The sequence below is a fragment of the Cellulomonas xylanilytica genome (assembly GCF_007989805.1).
Taxonomy (GTDB): Bacteria; Actinomycetota; Actinomycetes; order Actinomycetales; family Cellulomonadaceae; genus Cellulomonas; species Cellulomonas xylanilytica.
The window spans coordinates 166,617-189,146 of the sequence record NZ_BJUB01000006.1 but is presented as its reverse complement, the minus strand read 5'-3'; the positions used below and the strand labels follow the sequence as shown (position 1 = coordinate 189,146).

The following is a 22,530-nucleotide window of genomic DNA, read 5'->3' as shown; positions in this document are numbered from 1 at the left end:
GGTGACCCGCCCGTCGTCGTTCGTCCTGGCGCCGGTCAGGGCACCGAGAACGTCCGGCAGGTGAGGGTGGTGTTGCTCCCGCCCGCGGTGTCGATCGCGTAGACGCACATCGCGTGGCTCCCGGCCGACAGGGCGGCCGTGTGGCTGAACCCGTGCCTGTCACCGCGCCCGAACGCCGCCCCCACGTCGGGGCGGGACTGGTCGGCGACGAGGGCGACGCCCGCGCCGTCGATGTAGACGTGCGCCTGCGTCGGGTCCGACGTGTCCGGGTCGAGCGTCCAGCCGGAGATCGTCACGGACCCGGCCGAGACGGTCACCGCGTCCACGGCGCCGATCGGGGCCGCGTTCGCGACCGTGAACGTGCGGCACCCGAGCAGGGTGTGCGGGATGCCCTGGGTGTTGATCGCGTGGAGGCAGGCGGTGTGCGGCCCGTTCGCCAGCGTGGTCGACCAGGCGAAGCCGTGCTTGTCGCCCTTGCCGAACGCGGTGGCGACGTCGGGACGCGACTTGTCGGCCTTGATCGAGGTGGTCGCGACGCCGTCGATGTACACGTGCACGTCGGTCGGGGCCGTGGTGTCCGGGTCGATCGTCCAGCCGGAGAACGAGACGGTCTGACCCTTCGTCGTGACCGAGTCGAACGAGCCGAACGGTGCCGCGGTCACGTCACGGACGTCGACGGTGCCGCACCACAGGAGGGTGTGCGGAGCCTTCGCGGTGTTGATGCCGTAGACGCAGAGCTGATGCCGTCCCACCTTTGCCGGCAGCGTGTGCGTGAAGCCGTGCTTGTCGCCGCGCCCGAACGCCGCGACCAGGTCGGGGCGGGACCGGTCGGCGTTGACCGCGACGCCGACACCGTCCATGTAGATGTGCACCTGCGTGGACGCCGACGTGTCCGGGTCGATGACCCAGCCGCCGACGGTGATGCTCGACGACGTGGAGGTCACGGTGTCGACGGAGCCGATGGGTGCCTTGTCCGGGACGACGACCGTCCGGCACGTCAGGAGCGTGTTGCTGCCGGGGTCGGAGTTGATCGCGTAGACGCAGATCCCGTGGCTGCCGGGGTCCTGCGGGGACGTGAACGTGAACCCGTGCTTGTCCCCGTGCTTGGTGTAGATGGCACCGATGTCCGGGCGGGACTGGTTCGCGGTGATGGCGGTCCCGACGCCGTCGATGTAGACGTGCACCGCGATGGAGGCGCTGGTGTCGGGGTCCAGGGCCCAGCCCGCCACCGTGATCCCGGCGTTCGTGAGACCGATCGCGTCCACGCTGCCGACCGGCGGGACGCCGGTGGGGGAGCCGAACCAGTCGGTCCAGTAGGACACGAAGTTGCGGTTGCCGTACGACGAGCACGAGTCACCCGTGCCGTACCCGGCGGCCAGCGCCGCGGCGTTGGGCTGGTACGGCGTGTAGTTGTACAGCCCGGCCGTGGCCTGGTTGCGGATGGTGACCGGGGACGTGCCGCAGGCCGCGTTGGGGTGGAAGCGGATGTTGTTGACCATCCCCGCGCGGTGGGTCCAGCGCGTGGGCGTGAGCGCATAGCTCCGGAACTGCCACGCGGCGCGGTATACCTGGTTCTGGAACCAGAAGTACTGAGCGTCGCAGGGCGCCGTGTCCGGGCAGCCGTACCCCATCGCCTTGCGGTACATGTCCTGGGTCGGCTTCTTGGTCGTGACCAGCCCCTGCTCCTTCTGGAGCGTCACGAGGATCACGCGCGGGCTCACGCCGCAGGCCTGGGCGACCTTCGCGATGATCGTGGCCGCGCTCTCCGACGCTGCGCCCGCGTAACCACCGGCGCAGCGGTCGTCGGGAGTGCGGCTCGTGGTGTCCTGCCGGACGTCCTTGAGGCAGGGTGCGCCGTCGGTCGGGTTGGGCAGGCACGTCGATCCGCGGGCGTTGAGGAACGCCTGGATGTCCGCTGCCGACATCACCGTGGAGTCCCAGAAGTTCTGCTCCGACACCAGGTAGCCAGGGTCGAAGGTCGACAGGTCGGCAGCGGCCGCCGGGGCGGCGGCGCCGACCGTGACGGCGGTCAGGCCGAGCAGGCCCACCGCCGCGGCGACCACGAACGAGACCAGGCGCCGCCAGGGCGTGGATGACGACGTCACGGGACGACCACCTCTGTGGGAGCGGACGAGCCCACCGAGGTCGGTGAGTCGTAGTCGACGACAGCGGACCAGGTGCCGCTGCTGAGCTGCGCGCCGTCGACGGCCACGGCGCCGCAGCTCGTGCTCGACGCGTCGGCCGTCGCGGGCACGGTCTCGCTGACCGACCGGCCCGAGCGCTTCAGCGTGAGCGTGCAGGTGCCGGTGCCCTCGATGACGCCGTCGACGTACGCGCCGACCTCGACGCGTCCGGCGTCCGCCACCCAGCCCGCGTACGAGATCGTGACGGTGACCTCCGTCAGGTCGTCGGGCGCCGGGGCGGGTGCCGGTGCGGCGTCCGTGGGCTCGGGGGAGGCCGGCGGGGCGCCGTCCGTCGGGCCCGTCGTCGGGGTCGACGTCGGTCCGGACGTGGTCGCGCCGGCGCTCGGGCGTGCCGTCGAGGCGCTCGGGGTCGGCGTGGACGACGTGGGGGAGCCCGGCGTGCACGCCGCGAGCCCACCCAGCACGAGCAGCGGGACGACGAGCCGTACGGCCCGACGGTGGGCGCGATCCATGACGAACCTCACGGTTGGGGGTGGGTGTCCGGCCGCCACGGTAGCGCGTCAGGTCGGGTCGATCACGCACGACGCGGCACGGGTCTGCGACGTCGCCGCAGGCCGTCCGGTTCGCCCCGGTCTGCTCCGGGCGCGCGGGCGTCGGAGCGTCAGGCGCGGACCGCGTCGACCTCGGTCACGAGGTGCGCGGCGATCTCGAGCGCCGCGGTCGCCGCGGGGGACGGGGCGTTGAGCACGTGCACCTGCCGGGGCGCGCGCTGCACGAGGAAGTCGTCGACGAGCGTCCCGTCGCGGCGCATCGCCTGGGCACGGACCCCCGCCGCGGACGGCACGAGGTCCGCCGCGGTGATCTCCGGCACCAGCTCGGCGAGGCTCGCGGCGAACCGCGCCCGCGACAGCGACCGGAGCACCTCCTGGGCGCCCGGCCGCAGGTTCCGGGCGCCGAGGCGCCACAGGCCGGGCCAGCTCAGGGCGTCGACGACGTCCCGGGCGTTCACGTCGGACCACCGGTAGCCCTCGCGCGCCAGGGCCAGCACCGCGTTCGGCCCGGCGTGCACCGACCCGTTGACCATCTTGGTCAGGTGCACCCCGAGGAAGGGGAACCGCGGGTCGGGCACCGGGTAGATGAGCCCGCGCACCAGGTCGGCCCGCTCCGGGACGAGCTCGAAGTACTCGCCGCGGAACGGCACGATGCGGGCGTCGGGCGTGAGGCCCGACGCCGCGGCCAGCCGGTCGCTGAAGAGGCCGGCGCAGTTCACGAACGCGTCGCCCGTGACGTCACCGTCGGAGGTCTCCACCACGACGCGGTCACCCTGCGTCCGCGCGGCGGCGACGACGGTCCCGAGCCGGATCTCGCCGCCGTGCTCGACGACGGTGCGCGCGAGCGCGTCGCACACCCCGCGGTAGTCGACGATGCCCGTGCTGGGCACGTGCAGCGCGGCGACCGCCCGGACGTGCGGCTCGTGCTCGCGCGCCGCCGCTCCGGAGAGCAGGGTGGCCTCGATGTCGTTCGCCTTCGCGCGGTCGGCCAGCTTGTGCAGACCGGGCACCTGGGCGTCGTCGGTGGCGACGACGAGCTTGCCGGTGCGCTCCGTGGCGACGCCGTGCTCGGCCGCGAACGCCGCCATCGACCGGGCGCCCGCACGGCTCATCCGGGCCTTGAGGCTCCCGGGCGCGTAGTAGAGACCGGAGTGGATGACGCCGGAGTTGCGGCCCGTCTGGTGCGCGGCGAGCCGGTGCTCCTTGTCGAGGACCACGACGTCGTCGCCCCGCTCCGCCAGACGTGCGGCGACGGCGAGGCCGACGATGCCGGTTCCGACGATGACGATGCGGGCCACGAGCACTCCAGGACGGGGACGACGACGGGTGGGTGAGGGCGTGCCGTCGCTAGGAGCCGGCGAGCGAGGGGGCGGACTGCCACGCCAGCCAGAACGCGACGAGCGACACGACGACGAGGGTGATCTGCAGCCAGCGCGCCCGGACCTGTGAGGCGGCGAGCGCGACGGCGAGCGGCACGAGCGACAGGCCGTAGCGGCCCTGCGTCGGCACGTAGTACCGGGTGACCACCCAGTTCATGACGACGAGGGCGATCGGGGCGAGGGCCGCCGACGCGAGCAGGCCGATCGCGAGGTTGCGCTGCACGGCGGCGGTGTCGCGGGACAGGACGAGCCAGCCGGCGACCCCGAAGACGGCGACGGCCAGCAGGATCGCGAAGCCCCGGGCGGTGCCCGTGCTCCACGGGTAGACGAACGCGCCCAGGTTCTCGAGCACCTGCGGCAGCGACAGGCTGTCGACCACGGCCCACGGGTACGGCTCGACGTCGCTGGTCCGCGTCAGCCGCCGGATCACGACCCAGGCGAGGGTGGCCGCGACCGCCGTCGCGCCGAGGTTCACCGCGTCCCACAGGCGTCGACGTGGTCGGGGGCCCTCCTCACGGTGCCAGGCGAACGCGGCGAGGAACGCCGCGCAGCCGGCCATGACGATGACCAGGTTGGTGAGCTTGACGGTCGCGGCGAGCAGGGCGGCCAGCGTGACCAGCCACCAGCCCACCTTGTCCTGCAGCCGGGACGCCACCACCAGGGCGACGACGGCGCCGACCAGCGCACCGGTCGAGTGCGGCGTGACGTACTGGAACTGGATGTTCACGATCGACAGCCACAGCACGGTCGACGACGCCGCGGCCGCCGCGGCGACGGGGGCGCCGAGGCGACGGGCGAGGAAGAAGATCAGGGTCATGGTGAGCGCGCACCAGACGATGCCCAGCAGCCGCGCCGCCGTGATCATGTTCTGGGTGACGCCGACGTCGAACGGCAGGTAGGACAGGGCCGCGACGGTCCAGTGGTACACCGGCGGGTCGATGTCCGCGGTGTTGTAGAACTCGACGTCCGAGGAGGACGTGCCCTTGCACACGGCCACGTCCGGCACCAGCGCCGACGCGTCCACGCCCCGGCACCCCAGCTCCTGCAGCGTCTCCTCGTCCAGCGTCTCGCCCTGGCGCATGAGCAGCTGACCGTCCTGGATCCGGACCAGGGTGTCGATGTAGGAGAGCTCGTCCTGCGGGCTGATGCCGGGCGTCTCGCGGATCCGCTGGCCGAGGAACGGGGCGCTGACCAGCAGCGCGCACGCGAACACGATGAGGAACTGCACCACCGGGTACCGCACCAGCCGGCGAGCGAGGGGAAGGGATCGGGTCGCGTCCTCGGAGGGAGCGAGCTCGGTCGTCATGGCGGTCCTTCGGTGTCGGGAGTCGCCAAAGGGTACCCGCCGATACGGGCCCGACCCGACTCGCCGGGTAGGGTGGGCGGGCCTTGCGGGTCGGGTCGCGGGCGGAGCGTCCTGGGCCTGCCGTCGCGGCGTCCAGCGTCGTGGCGCCGCGACCGCCGACCGGCAGGTCGCCACCGGCAACCGACACGGGTTGCCCCGTCTCGAGGAGTCACATGACTGAGGTCGTCCCGCTGGGGCAGCCCACCGTCGGCAGCGAGGAGCTCGACGCCATCGCCGAGGTGTTCGCCTCGGGCTGGCTCTCCGGCGCCGGGCCGGCGTGCAAGGCGTTCGAGGCCGACTTCGCGGCGGTGTCGGGGACGCAGCACGTGCTCGCGACGTCGAACTGCGGGTCGGCGCTGCACCTCGGCCTCGACGTGCTGGGCGCCGGTCCCGGTGACGAGGTCATCGTCGGCGACTACACGTTCCCCGCCACGGGCCACTCGGTGATGTGGACGGGCGCGACGCCCGTGTTCGCCGACGTCCGCCCGGACATCTGGAGCGCCGACCCGGCGGCCGTCGAGGCCGCCATCACGGAGCGGACCGTCGGCATCGTCGCGGTCGACGTCTTCGGGCAGCCCGCCGACTACGACGAGCTGCGCGCCATCGCGGACCGGCACGGGCTGTGGCTCATGGAGGACGCGGCGTGCTCCGCGGGCGCCACCTACAAGGGTCGCCCGGCGGGCTCGCTGGCCGACGTCGCGACGTTCAGCTTCCACGGCCGCAAGGGCATCACGGCCGGTGAGGGCGGCGCGCTGACCACGGACCGCGACGACCTCGCCGCGCACGCCCGCAAGCTGCACACGTACGGCATCGAGCCGGCGCTCTCCCGCGAGGGCGCCCGTGAGCTGCCGGTGCCGTCGTTCGACGAGGCCGGCTACAACTACCGGCTGTCCGACGTCGCCGCGGCCATCATGCGCGTGCAGGTCCGGCGCCTCCCTGAGCTGCTCGCGTCGCGCCGGCGGGCGGCCGCCGGCTACGCCGAGCTGCTCGGGGACCTCGACCTCGTCACGCTCCCGGCCGCGCTCGACGACCGCGAGCACCCGTGGCAGTCGTACGTCCTGACGCTCGACCCGAGCCTCGACCGCGGGGCGGTGGCGCTCGAGCTGCGCGCGCGCGGTGTGCAGTGCAACTTCGGGACGTACGCCTCGCACCTGCAGCCCGTCTATGGTGGTCGGCAGAACCTGCCGGTCTCGGCCGACCTCTTCGCCCGGCACCTCGCGGTGCCGATGCACGCCAACCTGACCGACGCTCAGGTGGAGCGCGTGTCCGACGTCGTGCGCGACGTCGTCACCGCACCTTCCTCGCGTCGCTGACGCCCACCCCGCACGCACCGACCAAGGAGCCCTAGTTCGTCATGGCAGACAAGAAGACCGTCTTCATCACCGGTGGTGCCGGGTTCATCGGCCTCCACGTCGTCCCCATGCTGCTGGAGAAGGACTACAAGGTCCGGATCTTCGACAACATGTTCCGCGGTGACCGGGACGCGGTCGCCGCCCTCGCGCAGACGGGCGACGTCGAGCTCATCGACCAGGACGTCCGGTACGGCGGTGCGGTCCACCAGGCGATGAAGGGTGCCAGCCACGTCGTCCACCTCGCAGCGGTGTCGATCAACAAGAGCCAGTCGGACCCGTACGAGTCGATGGACATCAACATGATCGGCAGCCACAACGTGTTCGCGGCGGCCGCCGACCACGGTGTGGAGCGCCTCGTGTTCGCGTCGAGCGCGTCGGTCTACGGCGACCCGGAGAAGCTCCCGATGCACGAGGACGACGAGCTGTCGCCGCTGACGCCGTACTGCATCGCGAAGCGGACGGGCGAGGACCTGCTCGGCTACTACCAGCGTCGTGCGAACCTCTCGTGGATCGCGCTGCGGTTCTTCAACGTGTACGGCCCCGGGCAGAAGACGACGGCGTACTACACGTCGGTCATCAACCACTTCGTCAACCGGCTGCGCAACGGCGAGGCCCCGGTCATCGACGGCAAGGGTGAGCAGTCGATGGACTTCATCCACGTCCACGACATCGCGCGCTCGGTCGTGCTCGCCCTCGAGTCGGAGAAGGCGAACGTGCCCGTCAACGTCGGCACCGGCATCGACACCTCGATCGCCGACCTGGCCCGGATCCTCATCGACGCCGTCGGCGCCGACGTGGAGCCGATCTTCAACCCGCGCGACGTCCTGGTCAGCCGCCGTGCGGCCGACGTGACGCGCGCGAAGGAGATCCTCGGCTTCGAGCCGACGATCGCCGTGGGCGACGGGATGGCCGACCTCATCCGGAACGGCGGCTGACCCAGGTGCGTCGCCCGGGGGTCCTCCCCGAGAACCCGTACCACGAGCTCGCCTGGATCGTCGGGGACCCGTCGATCGGTGAGGGCACCTGGATCGGTGCCTTCACCGTCATCGACGGCTCCGGCGGGCTGACCATCGGTGCGGGGTGCGACATCAGCGCCGGCGCGCAGATCTACACGCACAGCAGCGCGCGCCGCTGCGTCTCGGGCCGGCGGTACCCGACGGTCGACCGTGCGCCGGTGACCATCGGCGACCGGGTGTTCGTCGGCGCCAACGCCGTCATCACCATGGGCGTGACCATCGGGGAGGGCTCGGTGATCGGCGCCGGCGCGGTGGTCACGCACGACGTCCCCGCCGGCGTCGTCGTCGCGGGTGTCCCCGCGCGCGTGGTCTCGACCGTCGAGCTCGACGAGGACGGCACGCCGGCGTTCGTCCGGGTGCCGGAGGACGCATGAGGATCGTCGTCGTCAACAACTTCTTCCCGCCTCGGGTGGGTGGGAGCTCGCACCTCGCCGACGCGCTCGCCCGCGGCTACGCCGAGCGAGGTCACGACGTGCTCGTCGTGACGGCCTCGTACGGGGACGCGCCGGCGCGCGAGGTCCGGGACGGGCTGCGGATCGTCCGGCTGCCCTCGGTCTCCCTGCCGGAGACCCGGCTCGCGGTGAGCTTCGACATCTCGTTCGCCTCGCGGCCGAGCCTGGGTCGTCGCCTCGCCGCGCTGCTCGACGACTTCCGGCCGGACGTCATCCACCAGCACGGCCAGTTCTTCGACCTGACGTGGGCGACGGGGATGTACGCCCGGCGGCACCAGGTCCCGGTGCTGCTCAGCGTCCACACGCGCCTGGAGAACCCGAAGGCGCACTACCACGGGGTGTTCCGCGTCCTGGACGCCACGATGGTCAAGCCCGCGCTGCGGGTCTCGCAGCCGCGCGTCGTCGTCATGGACGTCCTGATGGACGAGTACATCAAGGGCCGGTACAAGGGCGCCTACCGGGGCCTGGACTACATCCCGGTCGGTGTCGACCCGGCCTGGACCGCGGGCGGGGACGGGTCGGCGGCGCGGGCCGCGCTCGGGCTGGACCCGCAGGTGCCGATGATCCTGTCGCTCGGCCACGTGATCCCGCTGCGGGACCGGGTCGCGCTCGTCGAGGCGATGCCGGACGTGCTCGCGGAGTTCCCGGACGCGAAGCTCGTGGTCGTCGGCAAGGTGTACTACGACGCGTTCGAGCAGCGTGCGGACGAGCTGGGCATCCGCTCGTCGGTGATCTCGGTCGGTGCGATCCCCAAGGCGCAGGTCCCGGACTTCCTCGCGGCGGCGGACGTGGAGTCCCACGAGCAGGGCATCGGGCTCGGCACCGCGACGCTCGAGGCCATGGCCGCGGGCGTCCCGGTGGTCGCGCCGGCTCGGGAGGACAACTTCCCGACGATCCCGCTGCGCAACCGCGAGGACCTGTGGTTCGTCCCGCCCGGCGACGTGGCCGCCCTCGGGTCGGCGCTGCGCGAGGTGCTGCGCGACCGCGTGCGCGGACGTGCTGTCGGTGCCAACGCCCAGGCGGTCGTGCACGAGTCGTTCTCGCTCGAGCACGTCCTGGACCAGCACCTCGACGTGCTGGAGAAGATGGTGGCCGACCGGGGCTGACCGGACCGGTACGACGAGAGGCGCGAGCGGGACCTGCCGGTCCGGCTCGCGCCTCTCGTCGTACGGGGTCAGCCCGCGACGGCTGCGCTCACGTCCTTGACCCGGGCGACGACCTGGTGGGACGGCAGGATGCTGGCGCGCTCGGCGTCCGCGTCGACGGTGCCTGCCAGGATGCCGAGGAACCGGTCGAGCTGGGCGGCGAGCGGCTCCTGCGACGTCACCAGCTCGGGGATCTCGATGATCGTCTGCTGGCGGTAGCCCCGACCGTCGTCGGCGGCCTCGCCCGAGACGTGCCGGTAGACGGTGACGTCCCGGCGCAGGAGGTCCACCTCGATGAGGCGGTCCAGCTCGTGGATGGTCAGCGTCCGTACCTTGCGCTGCCCCAGCCGGCTGGCGGAGACGCTGGCCACAGCTCCCGACTCGAACCGCAGGAGCGCCTCGACGACGTCCTCGGCGCCGGCGGCGGACGCCGGGTGGAAGTGACCGACGGCGGCCTCGATGTGCGCGACGTCGCCACCGATCACCTGGAGCGCGAGGTCGACGTCGTGCACGAGCAGGTCCCACGCCACGCCGGTGCGGATGCGCGGCGCGTACGGGGAGTGGCGCACGCCGGTGACGTGGATCGGCGAGTCGAGCATGGTGCGCGCGGTCAGGACGGCCGGGTTGTACCGCTCGAGCAGGCCGCACATGATCGGGACGCCCCGCGCGGCGGACAGCTCGAGCACCTCGATCGTCTGCGGGAGCTGGTCCGTGACCGGCTTCTCGACGAGGAGCGGGACGTCGGCCTCGAGGACCTCGCGGGCGAGCCCGAAGTGGGCCTCGGTCGCGGCCGCCACGATGACGGCGTCGACGTCGGCGAGCGAGCCGATCTCGGGACGCCAGGTGGCGCCGAAGCGGTCGGCGAGCGCCTGCCCCACCTCGGGCCGGGGGTCGACGACGGTGACGAGCTCGGCACCGGCGTGCTGGGCGGTGACGCGCGCGTGCAGCGAGCCCATCGCGCCCGCGCCGACGAGCAGGATCCGGGGAGCGGCCACGGTCATGCCCCGAGGATCTTGCGCACGGACTCGACGACGTGCTGCACGTCGTCGCCCGACAGGCGGGGGTGGACGGGCAGCGAGACGACCTCGGTCACGACCTGCGCGGCCACCGGGACGTCGCTGATGCGGACCCGCGGGTGGTTGCGGTACGTCTCGTAGTCGAAGACGAGCTTGGGGTAGTAGATGCCGCTGCCGACCCCGGCCTCGGTGAGCCGGGCGACGAGCTCGTCGCGGCTGACCGCCGCGTCCGTCGTGACCCGGACGGTGAACTGGTGCCAGACGTGCTCGCGGCCGGCCAGCTGGCGGGGGACCACGAGGCCCGGCACGTCCTGCAGGCCCTCGATCAGGGCAGCGGCGTTCGCGCGCCGGTCGGCGACCTTCGCGGCGTACCGGTCGAGCTGCGGCAGCACGACGGCGGCCTGCAGGTCCGTCAGCCGGTAGTTGTGGCCGGCGACCTCGTACTGGTAGCGCGCACGCATGCCCTGGTTGCGCAGCACCCGCAGCCGGTCGGCGATCCCGTCGTCGTCCGTCGTGATGATGCCGCCCTCACCCGTGGTGAGGTTCTTGGTGCCGTAGAACGAGAAGCACCCGATGCCGAAGCTGCCCGCGGCGCGGCCCTCGAACGTCGCCCCGTGCGACTGCGCCGAGTCCTCGACGAGCACCAGGCCGCGGCGCTCGGCCAGGGCGGTGAACGCGGACGCCTCGACGGTCTGCCCGTACAGGTGGACGGGCATGACGACGCGCGTCCGGTCGGTCAGGGCCGCCTCCGTCGCCGCGGGGTCGAGGTTGAAGTCTTCGTCGCGGATGTCGGCGAACGTCGCCGTCGCGCCGGCCTCGAGGATCGCGTTGAGCGTGGCGACGAACGTGAACGGGCTGGTGACGACCTCGTCACCGGGCTCCAGGTCCTGGACCTGCAGCGCCGCCACGAGAGCAGTGGTCCCGTTGTTGACGGCGACGGCGTGCTTGACGCCCGTCAGCTTGGCGAAGCGACGCTCGAACTCGGCGACCACCGGCCCCTGCGCGATCATGCCCGATCGCAGGACCTTCAGGACTTCGGCCTCGACCTCGGGACCGAGCTCGACGGAGGAGATGGGGATCACGACAACCTCGACTTCGGGGTGCGGCTGGTGGGATGCGGCCACGACGGTACCAGCGGAGGCACATATCGCCGCATGGGTGCTGGTCAGCCGCCTGACACGCCGTCGAGGCGCGGGCCGCGCACATCGCCCGGTAACCTTGGTCTGCTATGTCTGCGCTCGGAGGAACATGAACTCGATCCATCCCACGGCCGTCATCGGTGACGGCGTGGTCCTCGGTGACGGCAACGTGATCGGACCGTACGTCGTCCTGTACGGCCCGCTCGAGATCGGCGACGGCAACTGGATCGGCCCCGGCGTCACGCTCGGCACGCCACCCGAGGTGCGCGGCGTCGAGCACGGGGCGCAGTGGGAGTCCGTTGCCTCCGGGCCGGGGATCTCCATCGGCCACCGCAACGTGATCCGCGAGCAGACGCTGATCCACCAGGGGTGGAAGCACCCGACCGTCGTCGGCGACGACTGCTTCCTCATGAACAAGGTGTACGTCGCGCACGACTCGGTCATCGAGAACGGCTGCACCCTCGCGTCGACGGTGACGATGGGCGGGCACGTGCGGATCGGCGCGGGGGCCAACGTCGGCCTCGGCACGGTCGTGCACCAGCGCCGCTTCGTGGCCGCGGGTGCGATGGTCGGCATGGGATCGGTCGTCACCCGGGACGTCCCGCCCTTCGCCCTCGCGTTCGGCAACCCCGCACGGGTGCAGGGTGCCAACCGGGTCGGCATGACCCGCCGCGGGCTCGACGAGTCGGCGGTCGACGCCATCGCCGCGTTCTACGAGCGCGGCATCGTGCCCGGCGCCGACGACGTCCCGCCCTCCCTGCGCGACGACTTCCTCACCTGGGAGAAGGTGTCCGGCCCGTGACCGACGAGCAGCTCGTCCCCGAGGCGCCGGCCCGCACCCGCAAGCAGCGACTCCTCGTGGTCGGCCGCTGGGTGCTCATCGTCGTCGTCGTCGCGGCCGCCGTCTGGCAGGTGGTCTACCAGTGGGACGAGGTCAAGGTCGCGCTGCGCCAGGTCAACGCGCTGTCCATCGCCGCGTCGTTCGTCGCCGTGGTGGTCGGCATCGTGGCGGGCGCGCTCAGCTGGCAGGCGCTCCTGGACGACATGGGGCCGAAGGTCGGCGTGGCCCGCGGCGGTCAGGTGGTGCTCGTCGGGCAGCTCGGCAAGTACGTGCCCGGCTCGGTGTGGGCGTACGTGCTGCAGATGGAGCTCGGGCGTCGCTACGGCATCGCCCGCGCGCGGGTGTTCGCCGCCAGCCTGTTCGCCGCCGGGATCGGCGTCGTCGCCTCCCTCGTGCTGGGGCTGGCCGCGATCCCCGTGGTGATGGACGGCCACCAGGACCTCCTGTGGTTGTTCGCGCTGCTCCCGCTCGGTCTGGTCTGCCTGCTCCCGCGCGTCATGACGTACATCGCGTCGCTGGTCTTCCGCGTGCTGCGCCGCCCGCCGCTCGAGCACCGCCTCGGCGGACGCGTCGTCGCGCGGTCGTTCGGGTGGGCCCTGTTCTCCTACACGTGCTTCGGTGTCCACCTCTGGATCCTGGCGAACTCGCTCGTCGACCCCGGCATCGCGACGCTCCTGCTGTGCGTCGGCACCATCGCCATCGGCCTCACGGCGGGACTGTTCGCCGTCTTCCTCCCCTCGGGCGTGGGAGTCCGCGAGGCGATCATCATCGCCGCGCTGGGCACCGTGATGACGACCGGTGCGGCCACGGGGCTCGCCGTCGCGTCGCGCCTGATCTTCACGGTCGCGGACCTGCTCGTGGCCGGGGCCGCGGCCCTCGTCGCGGTCCTCGTGCAGCGGCGGTCGCTCGAGCACACCGCGGTCGACGAGCAGGATCACCCGGAGATCCTGCACGACCCCAACGCGTCGCTGGTCGGCGACCACGCGCAGCCGCTCCCGCGCTGAGGGCCGCCCACCGGTCAGTGCGTGCCGCTGACCTCGCGGTAGACGCTGACGGTCGTCTCGGCCGACCGCTCCCACGAGAAGGCCGCGGCCCGTTGCGTGGACCGCGCGGCGAGCTCGTCGTGGCGGGCGCCCGTGGCCTCCACCAGCGCCTCGGCGAGCGCGTCGACGTCGAGCGCGTCGACGAGCAGCGCGGCGTCGCCGGCGACCTCCGCGCACGCGGTGCCGGCTGACGTCACCACCGGCACGCCGTGGTGCATGGCCTCGAGCACGGGCAGGCCGAAACCCTCCCGGATGGAGGGGAAGCAGAAGGCGCGCGCCCCGGCGTAGGCCGCGTCGAGGTCGGGGCGGTCGAGCGAACCGAGCACGTGCACCCGGCCGTGGTCGAGCTCCGCACCGGTCGCCGGCAGCCGGCCCCAGCCCTGCGGGCCGACCAGGACGAGGTCGAGGTCCGCCAGCGCGGCCTGCTGGTACGCGGCCAGGAGCGTGGGCAGGTTCTTGCGCGGCTCGACCGTCCCGCACCACAGCACGTAGTCGCGCACGACGCCGTGCCGCCGGCGCCAGTCGGCGAGGGCCGCGGCGGACGGGCGGGTCACCCGGGCGCCGTGCGGCACGACGGTGATCCGCGCCGCGTCGATCCTTTCGGCGACGCACTCGTCGGCCGTGACCTGCGACGGGACCACCACCGCGGCGGCGTCGTCACGCACCCGGTCCAGGGCTCGTCGGAAGAACGCGTTGCCGCGGGCCGTGAAGTGGCTGCGGTCGTGCAGGAACGCGAGGTCGTGCACCGTGACCACGAGCGGCCGCCGGGTGGGCGGGATGGCCCAGGTAGTGGCGTGCACGACGTCCGTGCCGCGGACCAGGTGCTCGGCGCGCGGCAGGTGGAGCTGCTGCCACGCGTCGTAGAGCGCACGCCGGGGCAGCGGCGCGCGGCGGACCGGGATCGTCACCGGCCAGGCCGACGGTGGCGGCTCACGGTGCCACGCCGCGATGCCGACCGCGTCGACGCCGGGCTGCTCGGACAGCGCGCGGCTCAGCTCCACGACGTACGTGCCCGAGCCGCCGGGCGTCCGCTGCCAGACCTGCTCGACGGTGAGGGCGACGCGCAGGCCGTGGGGGTCGGCCACGCCCGTCAGCCGCGCAGCGAGCCGACGTAGCGCTCGACGTCCTCGAGCGTCGGGAGCAGGCCCTGGCCGCGGGCCTCCTCCAGGGTGGGCGCGGCGACGTCCTTGTCGGACAGCTGCGGGGTGATGCTGCGGCCCTGCCGGTCCGTCGTGGGCCAGTCGATCCCGATCGCCGGGTCGAGGGGGTGGATGCCGTGCTCGCGGCCCGGCGAGTAGCCGGTGGAGCACAGGTAGACGACCGTCGAGTCGTCCTCCAGCGCCATGAACGCGTGCCCGATGCCCTCGGACAGGTAGATGGCGCGGCGGTCGGTGTCGTCGAGGAGCACCGCGTCCCACCGGCCGAAGGTGGGCGACCCGACCCGGATGTCGACCGCGACGTCGAGCACCGCGCCCTTCACGCAGGTCACGTACTTCGCCTGACCGGGCGGCACGTCGGCGAAGTGGATGCCGCGCAGCACCCCCGCGGCCGAGACCGAGCAGTTGGCCTGCCGCAGGTCCAGCGGGTGGCCGACGGCCTCCTGGAAGGCCTCGTCCTTGAACCACTCGAGGAAGACCCCCCGGGGGTCGCCGAACTGCTTCGTCGTGATCTCCCAGGCGCCAGGAACGGCGAGCTCGCGGAACTGCACGGGTGGTCTCCTCTGGTCGATGTGTGCCGAGCCACTCTAGGCGGCTAACCTTGGCCGCCGTAGTCGGGAGCGATACAGGGAGACAGTCGTGCGCTGGTTGGTGACGGGATCGGCCGGGATGCTCGGCACCGACGTCGTGGCGACGCTGCGCGCCGCGGGCGCCGAGGTGACCGCCGCCGACCGCACCACGCTCGACGTGCTGGACGTCGACGCCGTCGCCGCAGCGGTGCCCGGCCACGACGTCGTGGTCAACTGCGCCGCCTGGACCAAGGTCGACGACGCGGAGACGCAGGAGCCCGACGCGTTCGCGCTCAACGCCGTCGCACCCTCGCTGCTGGCCGCCGCGTCGCGCCGCAACGGCGCCCGGCTGATCCAGATCTCGACCGACTACGTCTTCGACGGTCACGCGACGCAGCCCTACGCCGAGGACGGTCCGGTCGCCCCGCGCTCCGCGTACGGCCGCACCAAGGCCGCGGGCGAGTGGGCGACGCTCGCCGGCGGCCCGGACGCGATGGTGGTGCGGACGGCCTGGCTCTACGGGCGCAACGGCAGCTGCTTCCCCCGCACCATCGCGCGTGTCGCCGCGGAGCGCGGCGGGCTCGACGTGGTCGACGACCAGGTCGGCCAGCCGACGTGGACCAAGGACGTGGCGCGGGTCGTGCTCGACCTCGTGACGGCGGGAGCGCCGGGCGGCATCTACCACGCGACCTCGCAGGGCACCGCGAGCTGGTTCGAGTTCGCCCGTGCGGTGGTCGCCGCCGCCGGGCTGGACCCCGAGATCGTCCGGCCCACGACCAGCGACCGGCTCACGCGTCCGGCCCCGCGCCCCCCGTACTCGGTCCTCGGCCACGACCGCTTCGCCGACGTGGGTGTCGCACCGGTCGCGGACTGGGCGCAGCGGTGGGAGGCGGCGGCCGCGGAGGTCCTGGCGCCCGAGCAGTGACCGCGGTGGTACCTTTCGCCGCAGGTTTCGCCGTCCGGAGCAGGACCGCGACGGTCACGGCAGGTGGAGAGTCTGGATGCGAGTCGTGAGTCGCCCGACGATGGCGCGGCCGGAATGACGCGCCCCGTCGTCCTCGTCACCGGGGCGGGCGGCTACATCGGCCGCCACGTGGTGCAGGCACTGGTCGAGCGCGACGCCGACGTCGTCACCGTCGAGCGCAACCCCGCGGACGCACCGCCGCCGCCCGGGGTCCGGCGCATCGACGCCGACATCTTCGCCGACCCCGGCGACCGGTTCGAGCGGCTGGGATCACCGGACGTGTGCCTGCACCTGGCCTGGGAGGCCGGGTTCGTGCACAACGCCCCGGTCCACGTGGAGCGTCTGCCCCAGCACCTGGACCTCCTGCGGGAGCTGGCGCGCAGCGGGGTGGGCCGCCTCGCCGTCATCGGGTCGATGCACGAGGTCGGGTATCACGAGGGCCCCGTGGTCGCGAGCACGCCGACCAGCCCGCTCTCGCTGTACGGGGTGGCCAAGAACGCGCTCCGGCAGGCGCTCGAGATCGAGCTCGCCGGCTCGGGCACCGTGCTGCAGTGGCTCCGCTGCTTCTACGTGACGGGCGACGACGAGGGCAACGCGTCGGTCTTCTCCAAGATCGCCGCGGCGGCGGCGCGCGGCGAGCGGACGTTCCCGTTCACCAGCGGCCGCAACCTCTACGACTTCCTCGACGTCGGTGAGCTGGCGCAGCAGATCGCCGCCGTGACGCTCCAGGACGAGGTCACCGGGATCATCAACTGCTGCTCCGGGGTGCCGATGTCGCTGGGTGAGCGTGCCGAGCAGTTCATCCGCGACCGCGGGCTGGACATCGAGCTGGACTACGGCCGGTTCCCGGACCGGCCGTACGACTCGCCCGGCATCTGGGGGGACGCCACCCTCGTGCGCGACGTCCTCGAGCGCGAGGCGGCCGCCCGCGACGCGGCAGCACCGCGGTGAAGGCCCGGCACGCCCTCGACCGCGCGCTGAGCCCTCTGCGGACGCTCAACGGCCTGCGCCTGCGCTGGCAGGTGCTGATCGGCGTCGCGGCGTACCTCCTGGCGCTCGCGGTGCTCGTCGTCACCACGATCAACGGCTCCTCGTCCGGTGCGTTCTACCGCGACTTCTACGGCGGTCAGGACCCGCGGCTGCTGCTCGGCGGTCCACGTGGCCTGCGCAGCGACGAGTGGATGGTGACCACGCCGCTGCTCATCGGGCAGATCGAGCAGGGGATGCCCCGGTTCAGCCGCGTGATCCCGGGCGGTCTCGACGTCTCCGTCCTCTTCGACGTCCCCTACCGCGACGTCTGGGCGGTCTTCCGGCCGCAGAACCTCGGGTTCGGCGTCCTCCCGCTCGACAACGCGTTCGCCCTGCGCTGGTGGCTCCCGCTGGTCGCGCTCGGCATCGCGGTGCACACCCTGGTCGTCGTCGTGTGGCGCAAGCCGCTGGCGGCCCTGGCGGTCTCGGTCGCGTTCGCCTTCTCGCCCTTCACGCAGTGGTGGTTCGGCGCCGGTACGTTCTGGCCCCTGACGTTCGCGGTGATGGTCTGCCTGAGCGTCGTCGTCGCCGTCCGCGTGGCGCGTCCGTGGGTGCACTGGGTCACGGCCGGGCTCACGGCCTACGTCGCCGTCGTCGCGGCGATGACGATGTACCCACCGTTCCTCGTGCCCGCCGCCCTGGTAGCGGCGGCGTTCGTCCTCGGCACGCTGGTCGACGCCCGTCACCTCGCCTGGCGGACGCGCCTGCTCCGGCTCGTGCCGCTGCTCGTCGGCGGGGCGGTCGCCGGTGTGCTCCTGGTCCTGTTCCTCACCTCGCACGCGGCGACGCTCGACGACATCACGTCGACCGAGTACCCCGGCGACCGTCGCTGGCCCGCCGGCGACTCCACGCAGTTCCCCTGGGCGCCCATGTTCGCCGGCGTCTTCGGCATCGGGCTGCGGGCGTCCACCCCGGAGGGCTTCGCGATCAACGCGAGCGAGGGGTCGAGCTTCCTGCTCACCGGGCTCTACCTGCTGCCGGTCGCGCTCGTGCTGCTCCGGCCCCGGCGACGGCCGGGCCGCGTCGACGGCACGCTGGCCGCGCTCCTCGCCGTCCTGGTCGTGCTGGTGGCCTTCGTGTACGTGCCCGGGTGGGACGCCGTCGCGTCGCTGCTCCTGCTCGACCTGACCAGCCTCCCGCGGCTCATCGTCGGGTTTGGGCTCGTCGCCCTGCTCCTGCTCGTCGTCGTCGTGGACCGCGTGTCCCAGGAGGGCCCGCCGGCCCGGTGGGTGGCGGCGGTCTCCGTGGCCCTGGTGCTGGGCGCGCACGCGCTGGTCGCCCTGCACCTGAGCGCGGACGCGCCGCAGATCCTCGCGGAGTTCTGGGCGTGGCCCGTGCTGGTGCTGGCGTTCGCGGCAGCGATCTGGTTCTACGCGCGCGGTCGGGCGACCCTGCCGTCGGTTGTCGTCGCGGTCGTGGCGCTCGCGATGGTGGCCGGGGTCGTCCCGCTCTACCGGGGCGTGCTCGACCTGCGCGAGACGCAGTTCGGCCAGCTCGTCGAGGAGGTGCAGACCGAGGACCCCGGGACCTGGGTCGGTCTCGACGACGGTGCGGTCGTCGCCGTCCTGCGGGAGTCCGGCGTGCCCTCGTTCAGCGGGGTCCAGGGCTGGCCGTCCGACGAGATGTGGGACCTGATCGACCCGACGGGCCAGCACGAGTCCGCCTGGAACCGCTACGCGTACGTCGGCTGGACCGCCGACCCGGCGGCCGCGCCGATCGCGCTCCCGGCCGCGGACGCGCTGACCCTGCGGTTCGACTCGTGCGAGGCCTTCGCGCAGCAGCACGTCGACTACGTCGCGACGTCGGAGCCCCTCGACCAGGACTGCGTCCAGGAGATCGCCAGCACGACGACCCCGGACGCGACCTACCGCGTCTACGAGGTCGTGTCGTCCGCGTCCTGAGCTCCGTCGGACGCACGAGCCGGCGCCTGCTCGACGCGCTCGACCCGCAGGCCGAGGAGCGCGATCTCCTCCGCGAGGGTGCGGCTGGACTCCTCCGCCCGTGACAGCTCCGCGCTGAGCTGGATGCACACGGCGAGGACCGCGACGAACCCGAGCAGGAACACGAGGTTGATCGGGGTCTGCACCCCGACGAGCCGGGCGAGCCAGCCCGCGAGGTCGGGGAACACGCCGAGGACGACGACGGCGAGCGCCAGCACGATCCACAGGCCCGCGTACTTCTCCTTGAGCCGCCGGCTGCGCAGCAGCCAGAGCAGGAGCAGGACGACGACCGCGCTGATCGCGAGCGCGAAGGGGTACGCGGTCATGCGTCGGGACCTCCGGGTACCGGTTCACGAGGACGGCTGAGGGCGACGACGAGGGCCAGCAGGGCGCGGCTGAGGAAGACGGCCGCCTTGATGGGGCTGTGCGACGGCTTGCCGCCGGCCCGGGGCCGCATCTCGATGCCGACCTGCCGGATGCGCAGCCCGGCCCGTGACGCGATCACGATGGACTCGATCGTGTCGCCGAGGTACTCGGCGGGGTAGTTCGAGGTGAACAGGCGGATCGCGGGGCGCGCGCACAGCTTGAGACCCGAGGTCGTGTCCGTCAGCCGCGTCCCCGTCACCCGGGACAGGACGACCGACAGCAGGCGCATGGTCCACCGCCGCGGGCCGCGGACCTCGTACCCGCCGACGCCGGCGAACCGCGCACCGATGACGATGTCGGCGCCCTCCGCGTCCATGACGCGCGCCAGCTCGGCGACGCCCCGCGGGTCGTGCTGGCCGTCCGCGTCGAGCTGGACGGTGCGCTCGTACCCGGCGCGGAACGCGTACGTGTAGCCGGCGCGCATGGCGCCGCCGACGCCGAGGTTGACCGGGAGGTCCAGGACGGCCGCGCCGGCGCGCCGCGCGAGGCTGCTCGTGCTGTCGGTCGACCCGTCGTTGACGACGAGGACGTCGGCGTCCGGGAGGGCGTCGCGGATCTCCGAGACGACGGCAGCGATCGTGGCCTGCTCGTTCCACGCGGGGATGATGGCGAGCAACCGGCGGGACGGCTGGTGCTGCATGGCGCGCACTCTACCGGCGCGCGGTGCGCGCTCGGCGCAGGGCCACGAGGTGCACGACGATGCCGACCAGCGGTCCGACGAGCAGCGCCGTCACGGTGCGGACCTCGATGGCCCAGGGGCCGAGCAGCAGGGCGACCGTGACGAGCGTCGCGACCACCCAGCCCGCCGAGAAGGCCCGGTGCAGGTTCAGCGCGACGGTGACCGCTCCGGTCAGGGTCAGCAGCGCCAGGCCGACGGCGGCCGCGGTCAGGCCGGCGAGGACGCCACCGGAGACGTCGTACGCCGGACCGAACAGGAGGGTCATGAGCGCGGGGCCGACGAGGAAGGCGAGCGCCGAGCCGACGAGCCCGGCGGCGACGAGCGCCAGGACGACCGGCCGCAGCGCCCGGAGCCCCTCGTCCCGGTGCTCCAGCACGTGCGTGATGACGACGCCCTGGAACGCACCGAGGGGGATGAGCAGGGGTGCGCGCGTCAGGGAGACCGCGAGGATCAGGGGAGCGGCGGTCGCGAACTCCGCCGGCGCCGACGTGAGCCGCAGGAGCACCGGGAACCCGACGAGCAGGACCGCGCTCGCCGCGGCCGCCGCCATCGCGTGGGACAGGCCGCGGACGAAGCCGCGCCACGGCACGTCGACCCGGGCGCCCAGCGTCCGGCGGTAGGGCGGCACCAGCAGGAGCAGGAGCCACGTGCACGCGCCGGCCGCTGCCGCCGCCTCGAAGCCCGCGACGGCCGCGCCCGCCCCGGCGGCGACGGCGGTGGCGGCGACGCGGACGAGGGCCTCCAGCCCGACGAGGTCGGCGAACCGGTTCCAGGCCCCCGCCCCCGACAGCGCGCCGGCCTGCGTGCTGTGCCCGGCGAACAGCAGGACGGCCACGACCACGACGACGAGGTCGGCGACGTGGCTCTCGCCGAGCACGCGGCGCGCCCACACCGGTGACGTCCCGGCGATCACGACGGCGAGCACCGCCCCGACGGCGAGCCCGACGGGCAGGGCCCGCGCACCGTGGACGCCGTCCTGGGCGGCGCGGCGCACGCCCCGGGTCGTCTCGGTCTGCACCCCCGCGAGGACGCCGAACATCGCGAACATGAGCGCCCAGAAGGCGAGGAAGTCGGCGTTCGCGGCCGGCGTCAGCGTGCGGGACGCGAGCACCAGCACGACGTACCCACCGGCAGCGGCGACGACCGACGCCACCGCGACCCGGGTGGCCTGCCCGCGGCCGATCGCGGACGGCGGCCGCGCGTCGGCGGCCGAGCGGTCACCGGCGGGGGCGCTCACGACCGTGCCGCGGCGAGATACGCCTCCTCGTGCAGCGCTGCGCTGCGGTCCCACGTGAACTGACGGACACGCTCGAGACCCGCCGCCCGCAGGCGCTCGTGGTCGGCCGACGCCCGGGTGATCCCGTCGGCGATCGCGTCGACGTCCGTCGGGTCGAACAGCACGGCCGCGTCCCCGCACACCTCGGGCAGGGCGCCGGCGTTCGACGACGCGACCGGGAGCCCGGACGCCATCGCCTCCAGCGGGGGGAGCCCGAAGCCCTCGTACAGGCTCGGGAACGCCAGCACGCGGGCCCGGCGCATGAGGTCACGCAGCTCCGCGAGCGGGACCAGGCCACGGACGTCGACCCACTCCGGCAGCGGGCCGAGCCTGTCGAGCGCGCCACCGGTCAGCACCAGGCGCAGCTCGGGGTCGTCCTCGCGCAGGCGGGCGACCGCCTCGACCAGCCGGGCGTGGTTCTTGTGCGGCCAGCTGCGGGCGGGGAAGAGCACGAAGTTCTCCCGCTGCTCCGGGCCGGCGACGGTGAAGCCCTCGGTGTCCACCCCGAGCGGCGCCACCACGACGCGGTCGTCGGCAAGCCCGAGGTGCTCCACGATCCGCTCCCGGGAGAACTCGCTGATCGTGATGACCACGTCCGCGTGCCGGGAGACGTTCTCGTAGAACACGCGCCGGTAGGCGTGGTCGACGCGGGTGAACAGGTGCGGCAGGTCCAGGTGCTGCACGTCGTGCAGCGTGACGGCGACGGCCGGTCCGCGAGGGGCGGGGAGGTTGACCGTGAAGGGCAGGTGCACCACGTCCGCCGGCTGCAGCAGGCGACGGATCCGGCTCCGCTGCAGGACGCCCGCCTGCAGGAGCGTGTCGAGCCGGCCGAGGGTCCCGCTGCGTCGTCCGACGCCCGGCAGGACGGTCTCCGGCACGTCCCCGCTGGTGCCCCGCGCCGACGCGGGGACGAACGCGTGGACCGCGACGTTGTCCCGACGCGCGAGCGCGGTGAGGAGCTCGCGGGTGTACGTCTCGGTGCCGCCCATGCCTCCCGGGACGAGCGTCGGCATCGACACCGCGACCCGCAGCCGGGTCTGGCCCTGCGACATGAGGCTCCTTCTGGT

Annotated in this window: 21 protein-coding genes; 9 read left to right on the top strand and 12 right to left on the bottom strand. The window is 73.1% G+C overall.

What is annotated here, in order from left to right; genetic code table 11:
- Positions 1-35: 35 nt before the first annotated feature.
- The 4 genes from CXY01_RS10930 to CXY01_RS10915 all read right to left on the bottom strand — a co-directional run bounded on the left by CXY01_RS10930 (position 36) and on the right by CXY01_RS10915 (position 5,380).
- Entirely contained in the window at positions 36-2,105 is a 2,070-nt protein-coding gene (locus CXY01_RS10930; protein WP_146927454.1) for a LasA N-terminal domain-containing protein, read from the bottom strand.
- Positions 2,102-2,656, bottom strand: coding sequence for a hypothetical protein (locus CXY01_RS10925; RefSeq protein WP_146927453.1), 555 nt, complete (start codon positions 2,654-2,656; stop codon positions 2,102-2,104). The genes CXY01_RS10930 and CXY01_RS10925 overlap by 4 nt, the downstream gene beginning before the upstream one ends.
- A gap of 149 nt (positions 2,657-2,805) precedes the next feature.
- The gene (gene lhgD / locus CXY01_RS10920; protein ID WP_146927452.1) at positions 2,806-3,993 is read right to left on the bottom strand and encodes an L-2-hydroxyglutarate dehydrogenase; all 1,188 of its coding nucleotides are present in this window, start codon (positions 3,991-3,993) and stop codon (positions 2,806-2,808) included.
- A 49-nt stretch (positions 3,994-4,042) separates the two neighbouring features.
- Positions 4,043-5,380, bottom strand: a complete 1,338-nt coding sequence (locus tag CXY01_RS10915) for a glycosyltransferase family 39 protein (RefSeq protein ID WP_146927451.1) — start codon at positions 5,378-5,380, stop codon at positions 4,043-4,045.
- A gap of 212 nt (positions 5,381-5,592) precedes the next feature.
- On the opposite strand from CXY01_RS10915, the gene CXY01_RS10910 reads away from it, so the two are divergent.
- Genes CXY01_RS10910 through CXY01_RS10895 form a run of 4 tightly spaced genes read left to right on the top strand, consistent with a single transcriptional unit; the run spans position 5,593 to position 9,345 of the window.
- Positions 5,593-6,732, top strand: coding sequence for a DegT/DnrJ/EryC1/StrS family aminotransferase (locus CXY01_RS10910; RefSeq protein ID WP_146927450.1), 1,140 nt, complete (start codon positions 5,593-5,595; stop codon positions 6,730-6,732).
- Between the two features lie 41 nt (positions 6,733-6,773).
- The gene (locus CXY01_RS10905) at positions 6,774-7,706 is read left to right on the top strand and encodes an NAD-dependent epimerase/dehydratase family protein (protein WP_146927449.1); all 933 of its coding nucleotides are present in this window, start codon (positions 6,774-6,776) and stop codon (positions 7,704-7,706) included.
- 5 nt (positions 7,707-7,711) lie between these two features.
- On the top strand, positions 7,712-8,161 hold the full coding sequence (locus tag CXY01_RS10900) for an acyltransferase (protein WP_146927448.1): 450 nt from the start codon (positions 7,712-7,714) through the stop codon (positions 8,159-8,161).
- On the top strand, positions 8,158-9,345 hold the full coding sequence (locus CXY01_RS10895) for a glycosyltransferase family 4 protein (protein WP_146927447.1): 1,188 nt from the start codon (positions 8,158-8,160) through the stop codon (positions 9,343-9,345). Before CXY01_RS10900 ends, CXY01_RS10895 begins: the two co-directional genes overlap by 4 nt.
- Positions 9,346-9,413: 68 nt before the next feature.
- Here CXY01_RS10895 and CXY01_RS10890 read toward each other — a convergent pair whose 3' ends face one another.
- Positions 9,414-10,385 carry a Gfo/Idh/MocA family protein gene (locus CXY01_RS10890; RefSeq protein WP_146927446.1) on the bottom strand — a complete coding sequence of 324 codons (972 nt, stop codon included), beginning with the start codon at positions 10,383-10,385 and terminating at the stop codon, positions 9,414-9,416.
- Positions 10,382-11,482, bottom strand: coding sequence for a DegT/DnrJ/EryC1/StrS family aminotransferase (locus CXY01_RS10885; protein WP_146927445.1), 1,101 nt, complete (start codon positions 11,480-11,482; stop codon positions 10,382-10,384). Before CXY01_RS10885 ends, CXY01_RS10890 begins: the two co-directional genes overlap by 4 nt.
- A gap of 166 nt (positions 11,483-11,648) precedes the next feature.
- Here CXY01_RS10885 and CXY01_RS10880 point away from each other — a divergent pair, with 166 nt between their 5' ends.
- Both CXY01_RS10880 and CXY01_RS10875 read left to right on the top strand, forming a co-directional pair.
- Entirely contained in the window at positions 11,649-12,341 is a 693-nt protein-coding gene (locus CXY01_RS10880) for an acyl-ACP--UDP-N-acetylglucosamine O-acyltransferase family protein (protein ID WP_146927444.1), read from the top strand.
- Positions 12,338-13,384, top strand: a complete 1,047-nt coding sequence (locus CXY01_RS10875) for a lysylphosphatidylglycerol synthase transmembrane domain-containing protein (RefSeq protein WP_146927443.1) — start codon at positions 12,338-12,340, stop codon at positions 13,382-13,384. The genes CXY01_RS10880 and CXY01_RS10875 overlap by 4 nt, the downstream gene beginning before the upstream one ends.
- A 14-nt stretch (positions 13,385-13,398) precedes the next feature.
- Here CXY01_RS10875 and CXY01_RS10870 read toward each other — a convergent pair whose 3' ends face one another.
- Together CXY01_RS10870 and rfbC are read right to left on the bottom strand one after the other, a co-directional pair.
- Positions 13,399-14,508, bottom strand: a complete 1,110-nt coding sequence (locus CXY01_RS10870) for a glycosyltransferase family 4 protein (protein ID WP_222594531.1) — start codon at positions 14,506-14,508, stop codon at positions 13,399-13,401.
- A 5-nt stretch (positions 14,509-14,513) separates the two neighbouring features.
- On the bottom strand, positions 14,514-15,131 hold the full coding sequence (gene rfbC, locus CXY01_RS10865; RefSeq protein WP_146927442.1) for a dTDP-4-dehydrorhamnose 3,5-epimerase: 618 nt from the start codon (positions 15,129-15,131) through the stop codon (positions 14,514-14,516).
- Between the two features lie 88 nt (positions 15,132-15,219).
- Between rfbC and rfbD the strand changes: the two genes are divergently transcribed.
- The 3 genes from rfbD to CXY01_RS10850 all read left to right on the top strand — a co-directional run bounded on the left by rfbD (position 15,220) and on the right by CXY01_RS10850 (position 19,043).
- The gene (rfbD, locus tag CXY01_RS10860) at positions 15,220-16,074 is read left to right on the top strand and encodes a dTDP-4-dehydrorhamnose reductase (protein ID WP_146927441.1); all 855 of its coding nucleotides are present in this window, start codon (positions 15,220-15,222) and stop codon (positions 16,072-16,074) included.
- A 114-nt stretch (positions 16,075-16,188) separates the two neighbouring features.
- Positions 16,189-17,064 (top strand): NAD-dependent epimerase/dehydratase family protein, encoded by an 876-nt coding sequence (locus tag CXY01_RS10855; protein WP_146927440.1) that lies wholly within the window; start codon positions 16,189-16,191, stop codon positions 17,062-17,064.
- Complete coding sequence (locus tag CXY01_RS10850) at positions 17,061-19,043, top strand: DUF7657 domain-containing protein (protein WP_146927439.1); 1,983 nt, start codon at positions 17,061-17,063, stop codon at positions 19,041-19,043. The genes CXY01_RS10855 and CXY01_RS10850 overlap by 4 nt, the downstream gene beginning before the upstream one ends.
- Here CXY01_RS10850 and CXY01_RS10845 read toward each other — a convergent pair.
- Genes CXY01_RS10845 through CXY01_RS10830 form a run of 4 tightly spaced genes read right to left on the bottom strand, consistent with a single transcriptional unit; the run spans position 19,016 to position 22,515 of the window.
- Positions 19,016-19,408 carry a DUF2304 domain-containing protein gene (locus tag CXY01_RS10845; protein ID WP_146927438.1) on the bottom strand — a complete coding sequence of 131 codons (393 nt, stop codon included), beginning with the start codon at positions 19,406-19,408 and terminating at the stop codon, positions 19,016-19,018. The two genes, CXY01_RS10850 and CXY01_RS10845, sit on opposite strands and share 28 nt — an antisense overlap.
- Positions 19,405-20,148, bottom strand: a complete 744-nt coding sequence (locus CXY01_RS10840) for a glycosyltransferase family 2 protein (protein ID WP_146927437.1) — start codon at positions 20,146-20,148, stop codon at positions 19,405-19,407. The genes CXY01_RS10845 and CXY01_RS10840 overlap by 4 nt, the downstream gene beginning before the upstream one ends.
- Before the next feature lie 10 nt (positions 20,149-20,158).
- The gene (locus CXY01_RS10835; RefSeq protein WP_146927436.1) at positions 20,159-21,424 is read right to left on the bottom strand and encodes a polysaccharide biosynthesis protein; all 1,266 of its coding nucleotides are present in this window, start codon (positions 21,422-21,424) and stop codon (positions 20,159-20,161) included.
- Positions 21,421-22,515, bottom strand: a complete 1,095-nt coding sequence (locus CXY01_RS10830) for a glycosyltransferase family 4 protein (protein WP_146927435.1) — start codon at positions 22,513-22,515, stop codon at positions 21,421-21,423. Before CXY01_RS10830 ends, CXY01_RS10835 begins: the two co-directional genes overlap by 4 nt.
- Positions 22,516-22,530 lie beyond the last annotated feature (15 nt).

What these genes read in the sequence shown, in the direction of transcription:
- CXY01_RS10925 (WP_146927453.1), bottom strand. Translation starts at nt 2,656, where the DNA reads ATGGATCGCGCCCACCGTCGGGCCGTACGGCTCGTCGTCCCGCTGCTC.
- CXY01_RS10845 (WP_146927438.1), bottom strand. Translation starts at nt 19,408, where the DNA reads ATGACCGCGTACCCCTTCGCGCTCGCGATCAGCGCGGTCGTCGTCCTG.
- CXY01_RS10905 (WP_146927449.1), top strand. Translation starts at nt 6,774, where the DNA reads ATGGCAGACAAGAAGACCGTCTTCATCACCGGTGGTGCCGGGTTCATC.
- CXY01_RS10895 (WP_146927447.1), top strand. Translation starts at nt 8,158, where the DNA reads ATGAGGATCGTCGTCGTCAACAACTTCTTCCCGCCTCGGGTGGGTGGG.
- CXY01_RS10830 (WP_146927435.1), bottom strand. Translation starts at nt 22,515, where the DNA reads ATGTCGCAGGGCCAGACCCGGCTGCGGGTCGCGGTGTCGATGCCGACG.
- CXY01_RS10840 (WP_146927437.1), bottom strand. Translation starts at nt 20,148, where the DNA reads ATGCAGCACCAGCCGTCCCGCCGGTTGCTCGCCATCATCCCCGCGTGG.
- CXY01_RS10910 (WP_146927450.1), top strand. Translation starts at nt 5,593, where the DNA reads ATGACTGAGGTCGTCCCGCTGGGGCAGCCCACCGTCGGCAGCGAGGAG.
- CXY01_RS10855 (WP_146927440.1), top strand. Translation starts at nt 16,189, where the DNA reads ATGACGCGCCCCGTCGTCCTCGTCACCGGGGCGGGCGGCTACATCGGC.
- CXY01_RS10880 (WP_146927444.1), top strand. Translation starts at nt 11,649, where the DNA reads ATGAACTCGATCCATCCCACGGCCGTCATCGGTGACGGCGTGGTCCTC.
- CXY01_RS10890 (WP_146927446.1), bottom strand. Translation starts at nt 10,385, where the DNA reads ATGACCGTGGCCGCTCCCCGGATCCTGCTCGTCGGCGCGGGCGCGATG.
- CXY01_RS10915 (WP_146927451.1), bottom strand. Translation starts at nt 5,380, where the DNA reads ATGACGACCGAGCTCGCTCCCTCCGAGGACGCGACCCGATCCCTTCCC.